General features: G+C 67.3%; 14 protein-coding genes. 4 read left to right on the top strand and 10 right to left on the bottom strand.

Translation table 11 applies throughout. The annotated features are described in order from the left end of the window. Positions 1-20: 20 nt before the first annotated feature. The 4 genes from AC1DGE_RS09405 to AC1DGE_RS09390 all read right to left on the bottom strand — a co-directional run bounded on the left by AC1DGE_RS09405 (position 21) and on the right by AC1DGE_RS09390 (position 5,076). Entirely contained in the window at positions 21-1,310 is a 1,290-nt protein-coding gene (locus AC1DGE_RS09405; protein ID WP_476917335.1) for an ATP-binding protein, read from the bottom strand. A 203-nt stretch (positions 1,311-1,513) separates the two neighbouring features. Continuing rightward, on the bottom strand, positions 1,514-2,146 hold the full coding sequence (locus tag AC1DGE_RS09400; protein ID WP_476917334.1) for a hypothetical protein: 633 nt from the start codon (positions 2,144-2,146) through the stop codon (positions 1,514-1,516). Between the two features lie 323 nt (positions 2,147-2,469). Beyond that, positions 2,470-3,945: an SLC13 family permease gene (locus AC1DGE_RS09395; RefSeq protein WP_476917333.1), complete on the bottom strand. Its 1,476-nt coding sequence runs from the start codon at positions 3,943-3,945 to the stop codon at positions 2,470-2,472. Between the two features lie 12 nt (positions 3,946-3,957). Beyond that, the gene (locus AC1DGE_RS09390) at positions 3,958-5,076 is read right to left on the bottom strand and encodes a PrpF domain-containing protein (protein ID WP_441419477.1); all 1,119 of its coding nucleotides are present in this window, start codon (positions 5,074-5,076) and stop codon (positions 3,958-3,960) included. A gap of 251 nt (positions 5,077-5,327) precedes the next feature. Here AC1DGE_RS09390 and AC1DGE_RS09385 point away from each other — a divergent pair, with 251 nt between their 5' ends. Then, on the top strand, positions 5,328-6,266 hold the full coding sequence (locus AC1DGE_RS09385) for a LysR substrate-binding domain-containing protein (protein ID WP_476917332.1): 939 nt from the start codon (positions 5,328-5,330) through the stop codon (positions 6,264-6,266). On the opposite strand, the gene AC1DGE_RS09380 is transcribed toward AC1DGE_RS09385, so the two are convergent. The 3 genes from AC1DGE_RS09380 to AC1DGE_RS09370 form a co-directional block, all read right to left on the bottom strand. Then, complete coding sequence (locus AC1DGE_RS09380) at positions 6,257-7,495, bottom strand: NAD(P)-binding domain-containing protein (RefSeq protein ID WP_441419475.1); 1,239 nt, start codon at positions 7,493-7,495, stop codon at positions 6,257-6,259. The genes AC1DGE_RS09385 and AC1DGE_RS09380 overlap by 10 nt on opposite strands. 70 nt (positions 7,496-7,565) lie before the next feature. Continuing rightward, entirely contained in the window at positions 7,566-8,942 is a 1,377-nt protein-coding gene (locus tag AC1DGE_RS09375) for an FAD-binding oxidoreductase (RefSeq protein WP_441419474.1), read from the bottom strand. Positions 8,943-9,306: 364 nt separating this feature from the next. Then, positions 9,307-10,623 (bottom strand): GAF domain-containing protein, encoded by a 1,317-nt coding sequence (locus AC1DGE_RS09370; RefSeq protein WP_441419473.1) that lies wholly within the window; start codon positions 10,621-10,623, stop codon positions 9,307-9,309. 162 nt (positions 10,624-10,785) lie between these two features. Between AC1DGE_RS09370 and AC1DGE_RS09365 the strand changes: the two genes are divergently transcribed. The 3 genes from AC1DGE_RS09365 to AC1DGE_RS09355 all read left to right on the top strand — a co-directional run bounded on the left by AC1DGE_RS09365 (position 10,786) and on the right by AC1DGE_RS09355 (position 14,259). Beyond that, complete coding sequence (locus AC1DGE_RS09365; RefSeq protein WP_441419472.1) at positions 10,786-12,576, top strand: NAD(P)/FAD-dependent oxidoreductase; 1,791 nt, start codon at positions 10,786-10,788, stop codon at positions 12,574-12,576. 96 nt (positions 12,577-12,672) lie between these two features. Then, the gene (locus AC1DGE_RS09360) at positions 12,673-13,728 is read left to right on the top strand and encodes a 2,3-butanediol dehydrogenase (RefSeq protein WP_441419471.1); all 1,056 of its coding nucleotides are present in this window, start codon (positions 12,673-12,675) and stop codon (positions 13,726-13,728) included. Positions 13,729-13,908: 180 nt separating this feature from the next. Beyond that, entirely contained in the window at positions 13,909-14,259 is a 351-nt protein-coding gene (locus tag AC1DGE_RS09355) for a hypothetical protein (protein WP_476893043.1), read from the top strand. A 9-nt stretch (positions 14,260-14,268) separates the two neighbouring features. Here AC1DGE_RS09355 and AC1DGE_RS09350 read toward each other — a convergent pair whose 3' ends face one another. The 3 genes from AC1DGE_RS09350 to AC1DGE_RS09340 all read right to left on the bottom strand — a co-directional run bounded on the left by AC1DGE_RS09350 (position 14,269) and on the right by AC1DGE_RS09340 (position 17,613). Next, positions 14,269-15,489 carry a flavin-containing monooxygenase gene (locus AC1DGE_RS09350; RefSeq protein WP_441419469.1) on the bottom strand — a complete coding sequence of 407 codons (1,221 nt, stop codon included), beginning with the start codon at positions 15,487-15,489 and terminating at the stop codon, positions 14,269-14,271. Between the two features lie 47 nt (positions 15,490-15,536). Further along, on the bottom strand, positions 15,537-15,938 hold the full coding sequence (locus AC1DGE_RS09345) for a TfoX/Sxy family protein (RefSeq protein WP_441419468.1): 402 nt from the start codon (positions 15,936-15,938) through the stop codon (positions 15,537-15,539). Positions 15,939-16,032: 94 nt separating this feature from the next. Continuing rightward, positions 16,033-17,613 (bottom strand): alkaline phosphatase D family protein, encoded by a 1,581-nt coding sequence (locus AC1DGE_RS09340; protein WP_441419467.1) that lies wholly within the window; start codon positions 17,611-17,613, stop codon positions 16,033-16,035. Positions 17,614-17,647: the final 34 nt, after the last annotated feature.

Here is a 17,647-nt window from a genome sequence, read left to right as displayed (position 1 = left end):
GGCAGGTTTTGTGAGGGTCCTCACGGCGCCAACACCTCCTCAGCCTGTTCGATGATCAGGTTAAGGTCCTTCGTATCGTCACCCTGCATGCCACGCAACCGGTGAAGCGCGGCCGCTGCCTGCTCTAGCTGCTTGGGAGAGGGCTCGGGGAAACCGCGCGAGATGAGCTGCACCAGCGTTCGTAGGTCATTTTCCACCATCAGATTCCCGGCCACTCGGGCACTGAACACTCGATAGAGGATGTTTTCAACCGAGCGACCCTGGTAGGGTTCGTCGAACTGAACGAAGGTGCCCCATTCCTCGCCGGGAACAAGCACGTCGTCCGCATCGGAAACCAAGTACGGCGAATGAGTCGCGATGAAAAAATGGCACCCGTACTCTGCTGGGACCGTAGTGCGCATGAGAGGTATCCAGGCTGATTGCCAATTGGGGTGAAGTCCGGCCTCCGGCTCGTCTATGATCACCAGCGAACGGGGGCGCGCATAGGCGGCGACTCGTGCAAATGTGGAAAGTAGAAGAAGCTGCCCAGTGCTCAGCTCATCGAGATCGACAATTCGGTCGCCTAGGCGTACATGGACTCGCACGTTGGCAAAGCCAAGTTGTCTGAGGAGCCTGATAAGGTCCATGGCTTCGAGCTGGAAGCGCGCGGAGATACTCCAGAAGAACGCCAATTCCGCTGCGTCGAAATCAAAGATCTTGCGACTATGCGGAATGGAAGCGTCAAAGTGACGAAGCTCGGTGAGGAGCGCCTCACTGGACGAGTAATGGCTGCGACTGTCATCTAATTCAAGACCGTCTAGGAACTTGCTGACAAGCTTAGACCCATCCTGGGCTGGCTTGGATCGCGCGCGAATCCGTTCAAAGCTCACGAAGAACTGGTCCCCACCTAAAGCGTTCAAAACAGGCCCTAGGCGATGGTTACCATCAGAGACTTTGAAGCACTCGAGAATGGCAGCACTCGTGACGTCTCGGAGTGCACCGGTCGACGTATTGTTACTCGCTTGGCGCAGTCCGAGGTATCGGTAAGAATCACGCCGCTTCGACGTGTTAACGAAAACATCGGTAACCATGTTCGAGAGGACCAGAAGCGCTGTCGGAGCATCTTCCGAACGAGCACCGCCGAGCGGGTCTGGAGCTTGCGCTTCCGACTTGGCGCTACCAGCGCGGTACATCTCGGCGATGCTACGTAGTAATTGACTCTTCCCAGTTCCGTTAGGGCCTAGGACGACGGTAAATCTTTGGCCTTTAGTTTCATCTGAATCGAGCCTAAAGCGGAGTGACTCGTCTTGATGGTGGAGTAAGCGGTACAATGCGCCTCAATCTCAGAGTTCGATCATTTAGCCAACATATTAGTGGAACGCAGATTGGTGTTCGTGGATTAAGCAAAGCGTGGCAAGCCGCATTTACAAGGGTATGTCGGGAACTTCGGGGTCAGGGGCCGGACTCCCTGCAGGCTATCCAGGCGTTCGCTTCACGGCCCTAGCCGGGAAACGGGTAAAGGGCCCCGATTTATTCAGGCATTCAGCCGGGGCCAGTTATTCGCTCGATCCATGCCGCTCAGGCTGACGGCTGCCGTTCGCCGACGCTGATGGGACCGGCCGACGCCGGGTACTCCCGCCGTCGGCGATGGATCCTCGCCTGCTGACCGGGCGAGGGTGTCCTCGCGCCTTTGGTCCGGTTGCATCTGGCACAGGCGGCGACGAAGTTTTGCAGGTTTGTAGAGCGCGCCCTTGGACCATGGGAAGAAGTGGTCACCGTGCTCGGCGGGCTGCGGGCACCGCCGCCCGAGACGGGACTCCATCTCGCACTGGCCGCCCGCCCGCGTCATTCCTTCCCGGCGCTGCTGGCGGCCGAAGCGCCGGACCGGGTCCCGGCGTCTGACGTCCCGGCTGTGCACAACGGACGCAACAATGTACAGAACCACGAGCAAGAGTCCCGGCAGAGCCACCGCCGCCAGAATGCTGTATACGAAGCCGCGGAGGACTTCAAGAGTGACGACTGGGGAGTTCGCAAGCGCTGCGAGGACAGTTCTCAATTCGGCGAGTCGTGCCGGTGTCATGCCCTCTTCGCCTAGCACGTCCGACACGCTCACGGCGTCGGTAGCGATTGCCCATACCGGCACGAGCGACTTGGTCTCTGTCGTCATTTCTTGTCCCTCCCCAACTGAAAGCCGCCATCAGCGGTAGTAGCGACCCCAATAGCATCCTCGCGACGCCGACATTCTCGGCGACAACGCGGCGTCGCTTCGTGGGGCGCGCAAGCCTGGTCCCAATGTCCCCGCATTCAACGGCCTGGGGCGGTCATGGTTGCACCGCTTGTGAAGTGTGGGAGCTGACGGACACACGGCCGTTGGCGGCGAGATGCTCTGCCGCCGCCGTGAAACTGGTAAGACGCAAAGGTCGCATTACGCCAAAGGCAGACCGGCTATGAAAGCCGGCCTGCCTTGGGTGCATGCGGGGTTCGGAGCCCCTACATAATCCCGGTCAACACCAGCAGCGCCCAGGCAAGCGCAGGCGCCACCAGGACCACACCTCCGGCGTACATCATGAGCTGGCGGTAGACGCGCTGGCGGTCGTTGTCGCGGGCGTTGGCCACCACCAGGGCGCCGTCGGTGGAGAACGGGGAGACGTCCACCACGGTGGCGGCGATGGCCAGGGCCGCGACGGTGCCGGAGGCGCTCAGTGAGCTGGTGGCCAGCAGCGGCCCGGCCATCGGGATGAACGCGGTGAGCAGCGCCGTCGAGGACGCGAAGGCGGATCCGACGCCGATGACGTAGCAGAGGACCAGGGCGATCAGCAGCGGTGCGCCCAGCGCCAGGGCCATCTCGGCGAGGGTGTCGATGACGCCCACGTGCTGGAGCAGCGAGACGTAGGTGATCATTCCGGCCACCAGCAGCACGGTGGACCAGGAGACGCCGCCGATGAAGGTCTTGTGTTCCTTGATGTTGACGAACGCCAGCAGCAGGCCGGCGGAGAGGGCCACGAAGCCGATCGGCATGTGGAAGCCCAGGGTGCACACCAGGATCGCGGCGATCAGAAGCAGGGTGAAGATCTGCTGGCCGGTGGGGCGCCCGGTGCGGGGCGTCTCCAGGCCGGCGTACTCGTTGCTGTGCTTGTCGCGCAGCTTGCCCAGCAGGCCGAACACCACAATGGTCAGGGCGGACAGGATGAAGTTCAGCGCGAAGCTGGCCAGGAAGAGCGAGCCCTGCGAGATGGGGAAGCCGTTCTTCAGGGCGATGTCGTGCACCAGGACACCGGCGACGGAGAGCGGGGAGAAGCCGCCGGCGTGCGCGCCGTTGATGACGAAGGCGCCCATCAGGACCGGGTGGATGCGCGATTCATACGCCAGGCCCAGCGCCGCCGGGGCCAGCAGCGCCACGGCGGCGGGGGAGAAGGTGCCCAGCGCCGTCAGCGCCGCGGCCAGGAGGAAGAACACCCAGGGCAGCAGCATGGTCTTGCCCCGGACCAGCCGCACGCAGGTCTGGACGATAATGTCGATCGACCCGTTCCGCTGCGCCATGCTGAAGAAGTAGGTCACGCCGATGATCGTCAGGACGATGCTGGCCGGGAACTCCTCCAGGATTTCCTTGTCGCTCATGCCGAGCATGAAGTAGCCGACGCCGAAGGACGCCACCAGCCCCATGACGCCGATGTTCAGCGGCCATTTGGTGGCGACGACGAACATCACCACGAGGATGACGAGCGGGATGATCTGGGTGGCGGTCATGGTCGGCTCCGATTCAGGGGCGGCCGCGGGGTTGAACAGGCCACCTCCAAACAGGAGGGCGACCAGCCCCAGGGCGGCGATCGCGGCTACCGTCACCAGCAGGATACGGCGGCGGCGGTCGGGACGCCGGGAGGGCTCGACGCGGGTGTCGCCGGGTGCGGCCTGTACGGACGCCTCTTCTGTGGGCTGTTCCGCAGTCTTTTCTGCGATGTTAGTCATGATGCGTTCTCCTCATCGAGTAGCGCTGGCAAGGGAGGCGTCGACGGCGGTGCCGAGGGCCTCGGGCAGGTGGATGGTGGTGGTTGCGATGGTGCGGGCGGTGCGGTCGACGCCGACGAGCAGTTGCCCGTCCCGTGCCTCGCTCCACGTTTCGATCACTCCGGCCGGGGTGCGCAACCGCAGCGTGGGGCCGGCGGTGCCGCCGGTGATGTCGCCCAGCAGGGTGCCCGGGGTGCGGGCGGCGAGGGTCAGGGCGATGCTTCCGGTGATGGCCAGGGCCGGGTGCGGCTTGCCCATCGAGAGCATGACGACGGCGACGTCGGACTCGGCGTCGGACGGGGCAGGGGCGCCCACGACGGCGACCTTGGGGACCGCGCGGGCGGCCTCGGCGGGAGTTGCCGCCAGCCCCATCCGCACGGCGGCCTGGCGGCGGATGTGTTCCAGGGTGTCCAGCTGCAGGTCCAGCCCGGCGGTCCAGCTGGCGTGGCGCTCCGGGTCCAGGCCCAGGTCCTCCGCGCGCAGCATCACGACCGGGGCCCCGGCGTCGACCATGGAGACGGTCCAGCGGGTGCCGCCGGCGACGATGGTGTCCGTGGCTGACCCGGTGGGAAGCAGCCGGCCGGTGGTCATGCCCGCCGGGTCCAGGAAGCCGAGCCCCACCCGGTAGCCGGGGAACGGGACGCCGGGCATCTCTGCCTGCGGGACGATGGGCAGGGCGCCGGCCGGCGTCGCCACCCGCTGGATGATGATCTGGCCGGTGTTGGTGTTGCGGGTGACGATCCGGGTGACGTCGCCGTCGGGAACCACCCAGCCCTTTTCGATCGCGTACAGGCCGACGACGGCGGAGCAGTTGCCGCAGTTGCTGCCCCAGTCCACGGCGGCCTCCTCGATGCCCACCTGGGCGAAGGTGAACTCGACGTCGACGCCGGCGTCGGCGTGGCGGTGCAGGATCATCGCCTTGCTGGTGGTGGAGGTGGCGCCGCCGACGCCGTCGATCTGCCGGTGGTCGGGGCTGCCGAACAGCCGGGGCAGCAGCACGTCCGGGCTGATCCCGGTCTCGTCCAGCTGGCCTGTTTCGAAGACCCAGCATTTGCTGGTGCCTCCGCGCATCCACTCCGCTTCGATCTTCATGGTCTGTTCCTAGCTTCGGTTCTGCATAGATCTGCCCCAATGGTGTTCAAGGGCTTGATTCGAGATTGATCCAGATCACAAATGAAGACAAGGTTGGATTTCTGCACGGGACTGTAGTGATGCTTCATTCATTGTCTTTGAAGCTCAGGCCATCCTGCCTACCGGAGTGCCGCCGTCGGAAATTGTTCGCTTCACCCCCGGAAGAGAGCGTGAATGTATAGAATTAACGGATTCAACAGAAGGGCATAGCGTTGCTTAACGATCCTGATCGGGAATTGTTCGACATTCGGCGCCTTGCCTTGCTGGTGGAGGTGGTGGAGCAGGGGTCGATCACCGCTGCGGCCGAGCTGGTGATGTACACGCCCTCCGCCGTTTCGCAGCAGCTGAGGAAGCTTGAGCAGGAAGTCGGCCAGCCGCTGCTGAACCGCCGCTCCCGCGGAGTGGTGCCCACCGAGGCCGGGCAGGTCCTCGCCGGGCACGCGCGCAAGGTCATCGGGCAGATGCGCGCCGCCCAGTCGGACCTGGACCAGATCGCCGGCCTCAAGCGGGGCTCGCTGACGGTTGGCACCTTTCCGACGCTCGCCGGCTCGTTCCTGCCGGTTGTCATCCGGGCCTTCAAGAAGAGGTACCCGGCGATCGGCCTGTCCCTCCGCAGCGCGCGGTTCGATGAGCTGGTGAGCGACCTGCAGTCCGGAGTGACCGGGCTGTGCCTGCTGTGGGACTACCCTTGGAACCGCTTTCACGACGATTCCATCCGGATCACGGAGGTTTTCCAGGAAAGCACGGTCCTGCTGGTGTCCCGCAGCCATCCGCTAGCCGACCGCGACGAGATCCGGATGGAAGAGCTCCGCAAGGAATCCTGGATCGTGCGGGCCGAAGCGCACCCCGTCGTCGAAGTGCTGCAGCGCTCCGCCCATGAAGCCGGCTTCGAACCGACCATCGGCTTCCTGGCCAACGACTACCAGGAAGCGCAGGCGATGGTGAGTGTCGGCATGGGCGTGGCCATGGTGCCGAAGACGGCCGTGGCCCTGCAGCACCCGGACGTCCGGGTGATCAGCCTCGGCGAGGCCGCGCCCCTGCGGCGGGTACTCCTGGCCCAACGCCAGGACAAGGTCTACGCCCCGGCAGAGGTCGCCTTCCATTCCACGTTGCTGGAAATCGCCCGCGAACGCGCCGGGGACTACCTGTAGGGAGGGCGCCCCCGAGACATCTGATCGGCCAGGAATTCGGCGTCGTCGCCCACACCTGAGAGCAGGCCGGACTTGAAGGTGTGCATCCAGTGCAGCCCAAGGAAGTACAGGCCCGGAACGGCGGTGACGCCGCGCTGCTGGGCGGGCCGGCCGCGGGCATCGAACACCGGAATCCTGACCCAGCCGTAGTCGTAGCCGTACCCCGTCGCCCAGATGATAGTGGTGATGCCTTCCGCCGGGAGGCTCAGCGACTCGACCTCCTGTACACCGGGAAGAGGCTCTGGTTCCCCCGAATCCGCCTCGGCGAACCCATCCTCACCGCCTCTGGTGATGAAGTCCCGGGCTGCAGCCACGAAGCCGGCGTACGCCTGATCGGCCTCATCGAGGATCTGATTCGCGTTGGCTTGCACCCCCAGCTCGCCGCCTGACGCTCCGGTGACCCGGCCAATCACGTTCGCGCCGGCTGCCGCAAGCTTGCGAACGTCGACGTCGTAGCCGCCATTCACCCCTGTCACGACCGTCGACGGCGGGTACTGACGCTCGGGAAAGCTGTCGATGGTTTGCGCAAAGCGGCCCAGTGCGTCGAACCACCAGTAGGCGTCCTTGCCCCGGAAGCGCCGCGGGACGCGCCGGTGCCTGCTAACCGAGAGGTAGACGCGGCGTCCGGCACGGAGCAGCTCATCGGCCATCTGGGTGCCGGAGGCGCCGCTGCCGACAACGAGCACGGCACCTTCCGGCAGGGCCTCGGGACGCCGGTAGCGCGTGGGGTCGAGCTGCAGGACCGATCGTGGGACCTCGTGCGCCACGGCGGGGATCCGGGGAAGCTGAAAGGGCCCCGTCGCGATGACGACGTTCCGCGCGCGGATGGAGCCGTCAGCCAGGGACAGCTCGAAGCCCTCGTCCCCGCCAAGCGCCGCGAGACCCTGGACTTCGGCGTGTTCACGCACGGGCGCCGCCAGGTGCCCCGCATAGTCCTCCAGGAGACTGAGAATCCCGCGGTAGTGGGCGAACCCCTCCGGATCGGGCCCCTGATATGCGTAGCCAGGCAGCTGCAGGGTCCAGTTCGGGAACTGAAAGCGGAGGGAATCCCATCGCTCGGTCCGCCAGCGCTCACCGACCCGCCCGCGCTCCAGGACGACGTGGTCGCGGCCTTGCTGCTGCAGCACCCGACTCATCGCGAGCCCGGCCTGACCGCCGCCGATGACAACAATGTCCTGCTGCTCCCGCATGCTCAGCTCCTGGGAACCGGTGACCCACCCGGCGCACCAACCGCATGCACTCGCCGGGTTGTTGGAAGTGTCAGCCCGCCGGTTTGATGTTTTGGTTGATGTGGAAGAGGTTGCCGGGATCGTACTTGGCTTTGACTTGGGCGAGGCGGGCGTAGTTCCCAGCGTAGGTGTCCTCGATGTGTGGCTGGTCGTCGGCGTCGAGGAAGTTCACGTAGCCTGCGCCGGATCCGAGGGGGTGGAGTTCGGCATAGTAGTCGCGCACCCATTTCCTATTGGCGTCATTGTCGGCCGGATCCTCCCAGTGGCAGGCAATGTCCACTGCAAAGTCGGCGTCGCGGTAGGGGAACGCGGTCGCGTCCCGCCCGACCCGCTGGACGGCACCGTTAATGGGATAGAAGTGGTTGGCCGTCTGGACGCTCGGAATGGCCTCGCCGAACTTCTCAGCGACACGGACGACGTCGTCGCTCAGGCGGGGCAGGAACGCGGACTTCCAGTAGGCCTGCAGGCCCTTGGGATACATGGGGTCGAAGAGTGTATTTAGCACCGTGTACGGAATGGGGCCCAGGAAGGAACCGGCGGCGGGCGCGACGTCGAGGAACGGCTGCCATTGACGCTCCCCTTCGTCGTGGGGGCCAGCCCAGCCGCCCACCAGCACCACCACGGGCTTCCCGTGATATTCCTCAGGCAGGAAGGGGACAGGCGGCCCCTGGTGGAAGCCCAGGAAAACTCCCATTTCCTCCGGTGCGGTGGCGATGTAATCCCGGTAGAGCCGTGCCACCGCGTCGGCGTGCTCCAGAAGGTGGATGATCACTCCGCCGTAGAGAACATCCACCGGGTGCAGGTTGAACTCAAAGGAAGTCACGACGCCGAAGTTGCCGGTCCCGCCGCGCAGCGCCCAGAAGAGGTCCTCGTTTTGTGTGTCGCTGGCGACGAGGAACTTCCCGTCGGCGGTCACTACGTCCGCGGATTTCAGGTTGTCGCACGAGAGTCCGTACTTGCGGGCGAGGTAGCCGATGCCTCCGCCGAGGGTTAGACCAGCAACACCCGTTGATCCAATGATGCCTCCGGTGGTGGCAAGGCCGAAGGCGCACGTGGCGTGGTTGAAGTCCGCCCACGTCACTCCGGCTTCGGCCCGTGCTGTCGCATTGGCAGGATCCACGCGCACGCCCCGGCAGCCAGTGAAGTCGATGACGAGGCCGCCGTCGCAGGTCCCGAACCCGGGTGCGCTGTGGCCGCCGCCGCGCAGGGCCAGGTCCAAACCGGTGTCCCGCGCGAAGTTCACGCCTGCCATGACGTCCGCGACTTGCGACACGCGCAGGATGGCTGCGGGGCGTTTGTCGATCATTCCGTTGAAGACGGCACGCGCGGTGTCGTAGTCCGCGTGATCGCTCGTGATGACGTGGCCCCGCACTTTCTCCTGGAGGGCCTGGAAAGAGCTGTTGTCCACCGTGTACTCCGATTCACCCGGGCCGGGCATGCCCGGGCAACTGGGCACGGCCGCTGGGTCGTGCCGGGTAATGGGTTTAGCAGCCGATGGGGCCCTGGGTCGTGGAGGGCAAAAGCCTATGCCGCAGGCTTCCACAGCGGCGGAGACCTTATGCACCTTGGCAACCCAGCATCGTTACGCGGGTTGCCTTGGCGTGATTCCGAGACGGGGTTCGCCCTCGTCTCAACGGGTTACAGCACGGCTACTCGTAAATTACCCCCGCCCCATACGGCGGTCAATAACCTGTTGCGCGGCCCCCGCCTCGTCCGTTCGGCCAATGGGTTCTACTTCGCCACCAGCCCCGGCAGCCTGTCTCCGGGCCCGGTCAGGCGCCGGCGGAGGCGCGGAACGCCAGGTACCGCGGGTCCCCGCGACCCAGCAGCGCTCCCAGGACCTCCGCCGCCTCGGCGTCGGCGGATCCCATGTCCGTGGAGAGCCAGCGCATCAGGAGCCCGGGGTCGGCGCTGGCGCGCACGGCCGATCCCACGGCCAGGTCCAACTGGTCCCGGAGCAGCTGGACCGCTAGGACGCCGGACCGGCTGAGGAGGGGAGCCCGGTAGGATTCCAGCGCTTCCGCCACCCGGCCCTCGCGCAGCTGCCCCAGCACCCGCCCCGAGTCGGACCGTCCGGCCACGTCCGCGGCCAGCCGGTACGGGTTGGACAGCACCGCCTCGCCGAGCAGCGACCGGAGCCGGAACATCTCGGTGCGGATGGCCTGCGGAGTCCCGGCGTCGCCGTGCAGTTCGTAGGCCAGCTCCTCTGCCGCCCAGCCCTGCGCGCGGGAGTCCAGCAGCGCCAGGATCTCGGCGCGGCGCGGCGTCAGCGGCACGCGGCTGCCGTCGGCCATCAACGCTGATGGCTTGTCGCCCAGCAGTTCCAGGGACGCCACCGCCGCCCTCGGCGGCGAGTCGACCGGGCCGCGCAGGCGCTCGCGGGGGCGCTGCCCGCCCGGGCCCGACGGCGCACCCGCGGAAGTCCCGCCGTCGTGCGTCCCGCCGTCGGGCGTCCCCAGGAGCGACTCCGCCACCCGCACGGCGCACCGCACCATCCGCAGGGTGTCCGCACTGATCGTGTCCAGCGGCCCCGAGACGTCCAGCACCCCCAGCACCCGCCCGGTGGCCGGATCCGTGATGGGCGCCGCCGAACACGCCCACTCGTGGTGCGTGCGGACCAGGTGCTCCGCGGAAAACAGCTGCACCGGGCTACCGGTGACCAGGGCCTCGCTGATGGCGTTGGTGCCGATCCCGGCCTCGGACCAGTCGGCCCCTTCCAGGAACTCCAGCCGGTCAGCCTGCCGCAGGACGGCCGGGCTGCCCACCCGCCACAGGATCTCGCCGCTGGCATCGGTCAACACCAGCAAGTGCCGGCCGCTCCGCGAATCGTCGGCCAGCAGCTCATGCAGGGCCGGCATCACGCGCTGCAGCCGGTGCTCCCGCCGGAGCTCCAGCACCTCGGACACCTCGTGCAGGTGCCGCGGGCTGTGCTGGTCCGGGCTGATGCCCAAGGCCATGGCCCGGTGCCATGAATCGGCCAGGCTGGCGGGGATTTCGGGGCGCGGGACGCCGGAGATGACGAGTTCATGTGCGCGGCGCAGGGTCCGTGCATACCGTGCCGGGTCAGAGAACCTCAGGCCGTAGTCCACTCAGCTCCTCCCCGCAGTCGGCGGCAGTGCCGGACCGGTGGGCGTGTAACGCCGCTGTTACCCCCGGCGCGCTCCAATGGTGATGCAGCTCACGCTCGCCCCAGCATATCGCAGGGTACCGGCGGGACGGGGCTCACCTGGCAACATCACAAAGGAGTGGAGATGACCGGAACACCAACCGCTGCCGCGCAGGCCTGGCTGGCGTCCTTTGATGACGCGCTGCAACGGCGCGACTTGGACGCGGCCCTGGAGCTTTTCGAGGATGACAGCTACTGGCGCGACTTCGTGGCGTTCACCTGGAACCTGAAGACCCTCGAGGGTAAGGCGGACATCCGACGCATGCTGGAAGCGACACTGGAACGCGTACAGCCCGCGGGCTGGGCGCTCGCGGAGGATGCCACCGGGGACGCCGACGCCGTGGAAGCCTGGATCACGTTCGAGACCGGCGACGCCCGCGGCTACGGCCACCTCCGGCTGCGGAACGGCAAGTGCTGGACGCTGCTGACCACCATGCAGGAGCTGAAGGGCTTCGAGGAGAAGAAAGGCCCGCGCCGTGAGCAGGGCGTGGCTCACCAGATCGTCCGCGGCCGCCGGTCCTGGCTGGAACTGAAGGAAGAGCAGGAGGCCCGGCTCGGCTACGAGCAGCAGCCGTACTGCGTGATCATCGGCGGCGGGCAGGGCGGCATCGGCCTCGCCGCCCGGCTGCGGCGCCTCGGCGTGCCCACCATCATCATCGAGAAGAACCAGAACCCCGGCGACTCCTGGCGGAACCGCTACAAGTCCCTGCACCTGCACGATCCCGTCTGGTACGACCACCTGCCGTACCTGAAGTTCCCGGACGACTGGCCGGTCTTCGCCGCCAAGGACAAGATCGGCGACTGGCTGGAGCACTACACCCGGATCATGGAGCTGAACTACTGGTCCGGCACCGAGTGCGTGGGAGCGGCGTACGACGACGGCGCGCAGGAATGGACGGTCGACGTCGTCCGCAACGGCGAACCGGTGACGCTGCGGCCCAAGCAGCTGGTGTTTGCCCTGGGCGTCTCCGGCTACCCGAGCATCCCCGCCTTCGACGGCGCCGAGAGTTTCCTCGGCGAGCAGCGCCACTCCTCGCAACACCCCGGCGGCGGCGACTGGACGGGCAAGAAGGCCGTGGTGATCGGCTCGAACAACTCAGCGCACGACATCTGCGCGGACCTCTGGGAGCACGGCGCCGACGTCACCATGGTGCAGCGGTCCTCCACCCACATCGCCCGCAGCGAGTCGCTGATGGACCTGGCCCTGGGTGATCTCTACTCGGAGCGGGCGCTCGCCAACGGCATCACCACCGAGAAGGCGGACCTGCTGTTCGCCTCGCTTCCCATGCGGGTGCTTCCCGGGGCGCAGGTGCCGGTGTACCAGCAGATGGCCGAGCGGGACGCGGAGTTCTACTCCCAGCTCGAGGCCGCCGGCTTCGACCTGGACTTCGGCGTGGACGGGTCCGGCCTGTTCGTGAAGTACCTGCGGCGCGGCTCGGGCTACTACATCGACGTCGGCGCTTCCCAGCTGCTCATCGACGGGCGGGTGAAGCTGAAGTCCGGCCAGGTCGCCAAGATCACCGGCAACGCCGTCGTGATGGACGACGGGACCGAGCTGGAGGCGGACCTTATTGTCTACGCCACCGGCTACGGCTCGATGAACGGCTGGCTGGCGGACCTGGTCTCTCCCGAAATTGCGGACAAAGTAGGAAAATGCTGGGGATACGGCTCCGATACGCCAAAGGACCCTGGTCCGTGGGAGGGTGAGCTGCGCAACATGTGGAAGCCGACCAATGTACCCAGCCTGTGGATCCACGGCGGCAACCTGCACCAGAGCCGGCACTACTCCGCCTATCTGGCCCTGCAGCTGAAGGCCCGGATGGAAGGACTCGAAACGCCTGTTTACGAACTGCAGCCAAGTCACCACACCCGCTGACCGGGCTCAATCGGCGGCCGCCGGCTGGACCCAACCGGCGGCCACCGGCCGGCCCGGTGAAACCCCATATCCGTTCCACTGATTGGAAGGACCATCATGAAGGCAGCACGTTTCCATGGCCGCAAGGACATCCGGATCGAGGACGTCCCGGAGCCGGAGCTCCGGGCCGGCGCGGTGAAGATCGACGTCGCGTGGTGCGGGATCTGCGGCACTGACCTGCACGAATACCTGGAAGGCCCCATCTTCTGCCCGGCGCCTGGGCACCCGCACCCGCTCTCGCACGAGGAGTCGCCGGTGACCCTGGGGCACGAGTTCTCCGGGACCGTCTCTGAGGTGGGCGAAGGCGTGGACGGGCTCGCGGTGGGGGACAACGTCGTCGTCGAACCGTATTTTGTGGACGGCGACTGCGATATGTGCCAGGCGGGCAGTTACCACCTGTGCCGGCAGATGGGCTTCATCGGGCTCTCCGGCGGCGGTGGCGGGCTCAGCGAAAAGATCGTGGTGGACCAGCGGTGGGTGCACCCCATCGGCGACATCCCGCTGGACGAGGCGGCCCTGATCGAGCCGCTCTCCGTGGCCCACCACGCGGTGGCGCGCAGCGGCGCCAAGGCCGGCGACGTGGCCCTGGTGGGCGGGTCGGGCCCCATCGGGCTGCTGACCGCGGCCGTCCTCAAGGGCATGGGCGTGACGACGATCATCAGCGAACTGACCCAGGCCCGGAAGGAAAAGGCCCTCTCCAGCGGGGTGGCGGACCACGTGCTGGACCCCAGCCTGGAAAACGTTCCGGCCCGGGTGCTGGAACTCACCGGCGGGACCGGCGCCGACGTCGCCTTCGAATGCGCCGGCGTGAACGCGGTGCTGGACACCATGCTCGACGCCGTCCGGCCCGGGGGAGTGGTGGTCAACGTGTCCATCTGGGGCGCGCCCGCCACGGTGGACATGCAGAAGCTGGTGCTGAAGGAGATCGACCTGCGCGGCACCATCGCCTACGTCCGGGACCACCCCGCCGTGATCAGGATGGTGCAGGAGGGCAAGGTGGACCTCAAGCCCTTCATCACCGGAAGGATCGCGCTCGACGACCTCGTGGAACAGGGCTTCGACACCCTGATCAACCACAAGGACACGGCCGTGAAGGTGCTGGTGCACCCGTAGGGGCCGGGGCCCTGTGCGGTGCGCCGGGCGTTGCCGGGACTATGCGGTCTCCGGCAACGCTGCGGGTTGCACGGCTCCCGGGGCCCCATGGCGCCGCCTGACGCTGGCTCGGCGGAGAGCTTCTGAGCCGGGTAACAGTCGGGTGTTCCCATCCCGGGTCTGGGTTGGAACAATGCTGCCATGGCACGAATTCTTGGGTTCCTGTTGTTTCTGGCCGTGGTGGTCTACGTGATCGCCGCAACGTGGCTGTTCGTCCTCGCGCTGGTGGTGACCGTGGCGATCGTCAAACATGTACGCACCCGGCACCGCGTCGCCCCGCGGGCCGCCCCGGCAGCCAAGCTCCACCACAACGCTCCAGCCGTCCCGCGCGCTATCCCGCGCCCCGCCCCGGCGCCGGCCTATCTGTCCCGGTGGTCGGTCCAGCGCCGGTGGGTCGTCGCCGGTGACAAGGACGACTGGGACCAGGCCTTCCGGGACGCCGAGCTTCAGGCGCAGGTCTGCGCCGCCGGACCGGGGGCCACCCGGAGGTAGCGCACGCCGTCACCGCCCCGCTATGTGCTCTGCCACGAACTTCGCGTCGTCGCCCACCACCGACAGCGTGGCCGACAGGTGCTTCGTGAGCCAGGGCAGGCCCACGGCATAGAGACCCGGGACCTCAGTGACGCCCCGGCGGTGCCGCGGGTAGTTCCACTTGTCCAGCACGGGCGCGTCGAGGAAGCCAAAGTCCAGGCCGTAGCCGGTGCACCAGATGACCGAGGTGACTCCCTCGGCTGCCAGGTCGAGCCGCGCCCCCGAGTCTGCGGGCAGCCACTCGTCCGCCGGCGCGGGTTCCGCGGGCGGGGCGTCGATGCCTGCCGCGGCGATGTAGGCGTCGGCCATCCGCCCAAGGCGCTCGCGGAACCCCGCCTCCACCAGGGCGAGGCGTGCGGGGAGATCGTCGCTGAAGACGAGGCCGCCGTCGTCCGTTCCCTCGAACCGACCGTGCAGGCGGACGCCCCGGCGGCCGAGGTCGCGGAGGTGGATGCCATGGCCGCCGCCGTTGCCGGAGATCAGCGGGTTGCACATGAACCGCGCGGCCGGTGACGGCAGATGGTCCGCCTGGAGGCCGTTGATGCCGAATTCGGGGCCGTGGAGGTTGACCTGCAGGATCCACTGGAAAACATCCTGGCCGCGGTACCGCCGCGGAGCGTCGGGGCAGGTGGAGACGGACAGGTGGACCTCTCGGCCGGCATCGAGCAGGTCCTCGGTGATCTGCCCGCCGGACTGCCCGGTGCCTACCACCAGCACGGCGCCGTCGGGAAGCTGCTGCGCGTTGCGGAAGTCGTGGCTGTGCAGCTGGCGGATGTGCCCGGGGAGATTGCCTGCCGACGCCGGAAAACGCGGCCGCTGGAAGGCGCCGTTCGCGAGGACCACGTTCCGCGCGAGCCAGCGGCCCTGATTGGTCTCCACCGTGAAGCGGCCGTCGACGACGCCGACCCGGGTCACCTCCGTGCCGAGCCGGACCGGCGCCTTGATCCGCGCGGCGTAGTCGCGGAACAGTCTGATCACCTCATCCCGGGGGAGGAAGGCGTCCGGCTCGGGACCGTCGTAGCTCAGCTCCGGCAGCAGGAACGAAAAATTCGGGGTGTTCAGGAAGAACGAATCCCAGCGGTCCTGCCAGGCACCGCCCAGCTCCCTCCGCCGTTCCAACACGTAGTGGTCGACGCCGTACCGGCTCAGCCAGCAGCTGGTCGCCAGGCCGGCCTGCCCCGCGCCGACCACCAGGGTGTCGGCCGACTGGACAGGTCCCGCGCCGGGGGAGGGAATGGCTACTTCCTCGGCGCTTTCGGTGCCTTGGAGGCCTTGGCCGCCTTCGGGGCCTTAGGCGGCAGCCCGGCCACATACTCGAACGCCCTTTCCACCCAGGCCCTGGCGCGCTCCTCGCCGGTGCCGCCGCCGTCGCCGTTCCAGACCTCCGGCAATCCGGTGTAGCCGCCCATAGGGCGCTCGGCCGGGCCGAACGGAACGGTCCGCTCCGAACTTTCGAGCGCCGCCTGATCCGCAGTGGAAAGCTTCACGCCAATGGTGGAGCCGAACAAGCCGGCGAACATGTTGCCGTTCACGAACGCCCCGAGGTTTCCGAACATCGGCTTGATGACCACCCCGGGATGGTCCGGAATCAGCGAGCGGAAGTGCTCCTTGTCGGCGTCGGACGCTTTGGGCATTTCCATGCGTACCTCCCGGAAATGGGGGCCATTGAACAGGTCTTTCTGCAGGATATGCCCGGGGCCGCGCCCGGTACAGACCGCCGGTGTTCTGCCCCCGCTACTGCAGCCCCGGCACCCCGTCCCGGATCTCAAACGACGCCTTCGTGCTCACCGGTGCGCCCGGCGTCGTGACGTAGTCCAGCGTCCGGAAGGCGGCGGTCATGGCGTCCTTGGTGATGCGGGTGTTCACGTAGCCGCGGTTGTCGTTGTAGAACTTCAGGTGCGGGTTCCAGGCCATCGTGGCGTCCGTGGTGGAGCCGGTGCCATTGCCGGTCGAGGTGATCGAGGTGCACACCAGTTCGGAGCCGACCACGGGGGAGGCCGGCTCCTTGTAGTCCACCTTGACGTCGTTGGCCCAGTTGCGGTGCACGTCGCCGGTCAGGACGACGGCGTTCCGCACGTCCGCGTCCACCCAGCCCTGCGTGATGCGGCGGCGTGACGCGGCGTAGCCGTCCCAGCCGTCCATGGAGACGTCGTCGATCTCCGGTGCCTGGTTCCGGTCCCGCTCGGCGAAGAACACCTGCTGGCCCAGAATGTCCCAGCGCTGCGTGGAGTTCCGGAACCCCTCCAGCAGCCACTTCTCCTGCTCCGCGCCGGTGATGGTGCGGTCCTCCGCCAGGCGCTCGGTAACGTTCTTCCGCCAGCCGTCGCCGGCGAGCTGGTCGTCGCGGTACTGACGGGTATCCATCATGTGGAAGTTGGCCACCTGGCCCCACTGCAGCTTCCGGTAGATCTTCATGTCGGCACCCGCCGGCACGGACGAGCGCCGCAGCGGCATGTTTTCGTAGTAGGCCTGGAACGCGGCGGCGCGGCGCTGCCGGAAGTGCTGGGTGGTGTCGTTCAGCTGCCCGGCATCGCGGTTCTCCGGGACGTCGTCCGCCCAGTTGTTGTCCACCTCGTGGTCATCCCACACCACCAGCCACGGCGCCACGGCGTGCGCGGCCTGCAGGTCGGCGTCGGCCTTGTACTGCGCGTGCCGCTGCCGGTAGCCGGCCAGGTTCACCGTCTCCGGTCCTGCGTGGTCGCGCGGGTTGCTGCCGCCGATCACGTAGCTGTCCTTCTTGTACTCGTACAGGTAGTCGCCCAAGTGCAGCACCAGGTCCGGGTGGTCCTGGGCCAGCCGGGCGTAGGCGGTGAAGTAACCGTGCTCGTACTGCGCGCAGCTGGCGAACGCCATGGCCAGCGCCGCCGGCACCTCGTGCGGTGCCGGGCTGGTCAGCGTCCGGCCCACCGGGCTGATGTGCCGGCCGGTGCGGAACCGGTAGAAGTATTCGCGTCCCGGCCGCAGGCCTTTCAGCTCCACGTGCACCGAGTGCGCGGTCTCGATCCGGGCGTGCTCGACGCCGCGGGCCACCACCGTGCGCATGCCTGCGTCCTCCGCCACTTCCCACGCCACCGCGACGTTGCGTGCGGGCATCCCGCCCAGCCCGTCCCCGGCCACCGGGTCCACCGCCAGCCGGGTCCAGATCACGAAACCGTCCGGCCACGGCTCGCCGGAGGCGATGCCGAGCCGGAACGGATCGGTGCGGAGACCGGCGTCGTCCGCGGTGGAAACGGCGACGGCGGCCCCCGGCCAGGCGGCGACGAGCCCCGCTCCGAGGCCGGCGGAAAGAACGGATCTGCGCGAAATGTTGTCCATGCCCGCCACGCTATTCACGCCGGATTGACCCAAT

Source organism: Arthrobacter sp. 05N425 (assembly GCF_056397125.1).
Note: the sequence above shows the minus strand (reverse complement) of the source record. Positions and strands in the feature narration are given on the sequence as shown.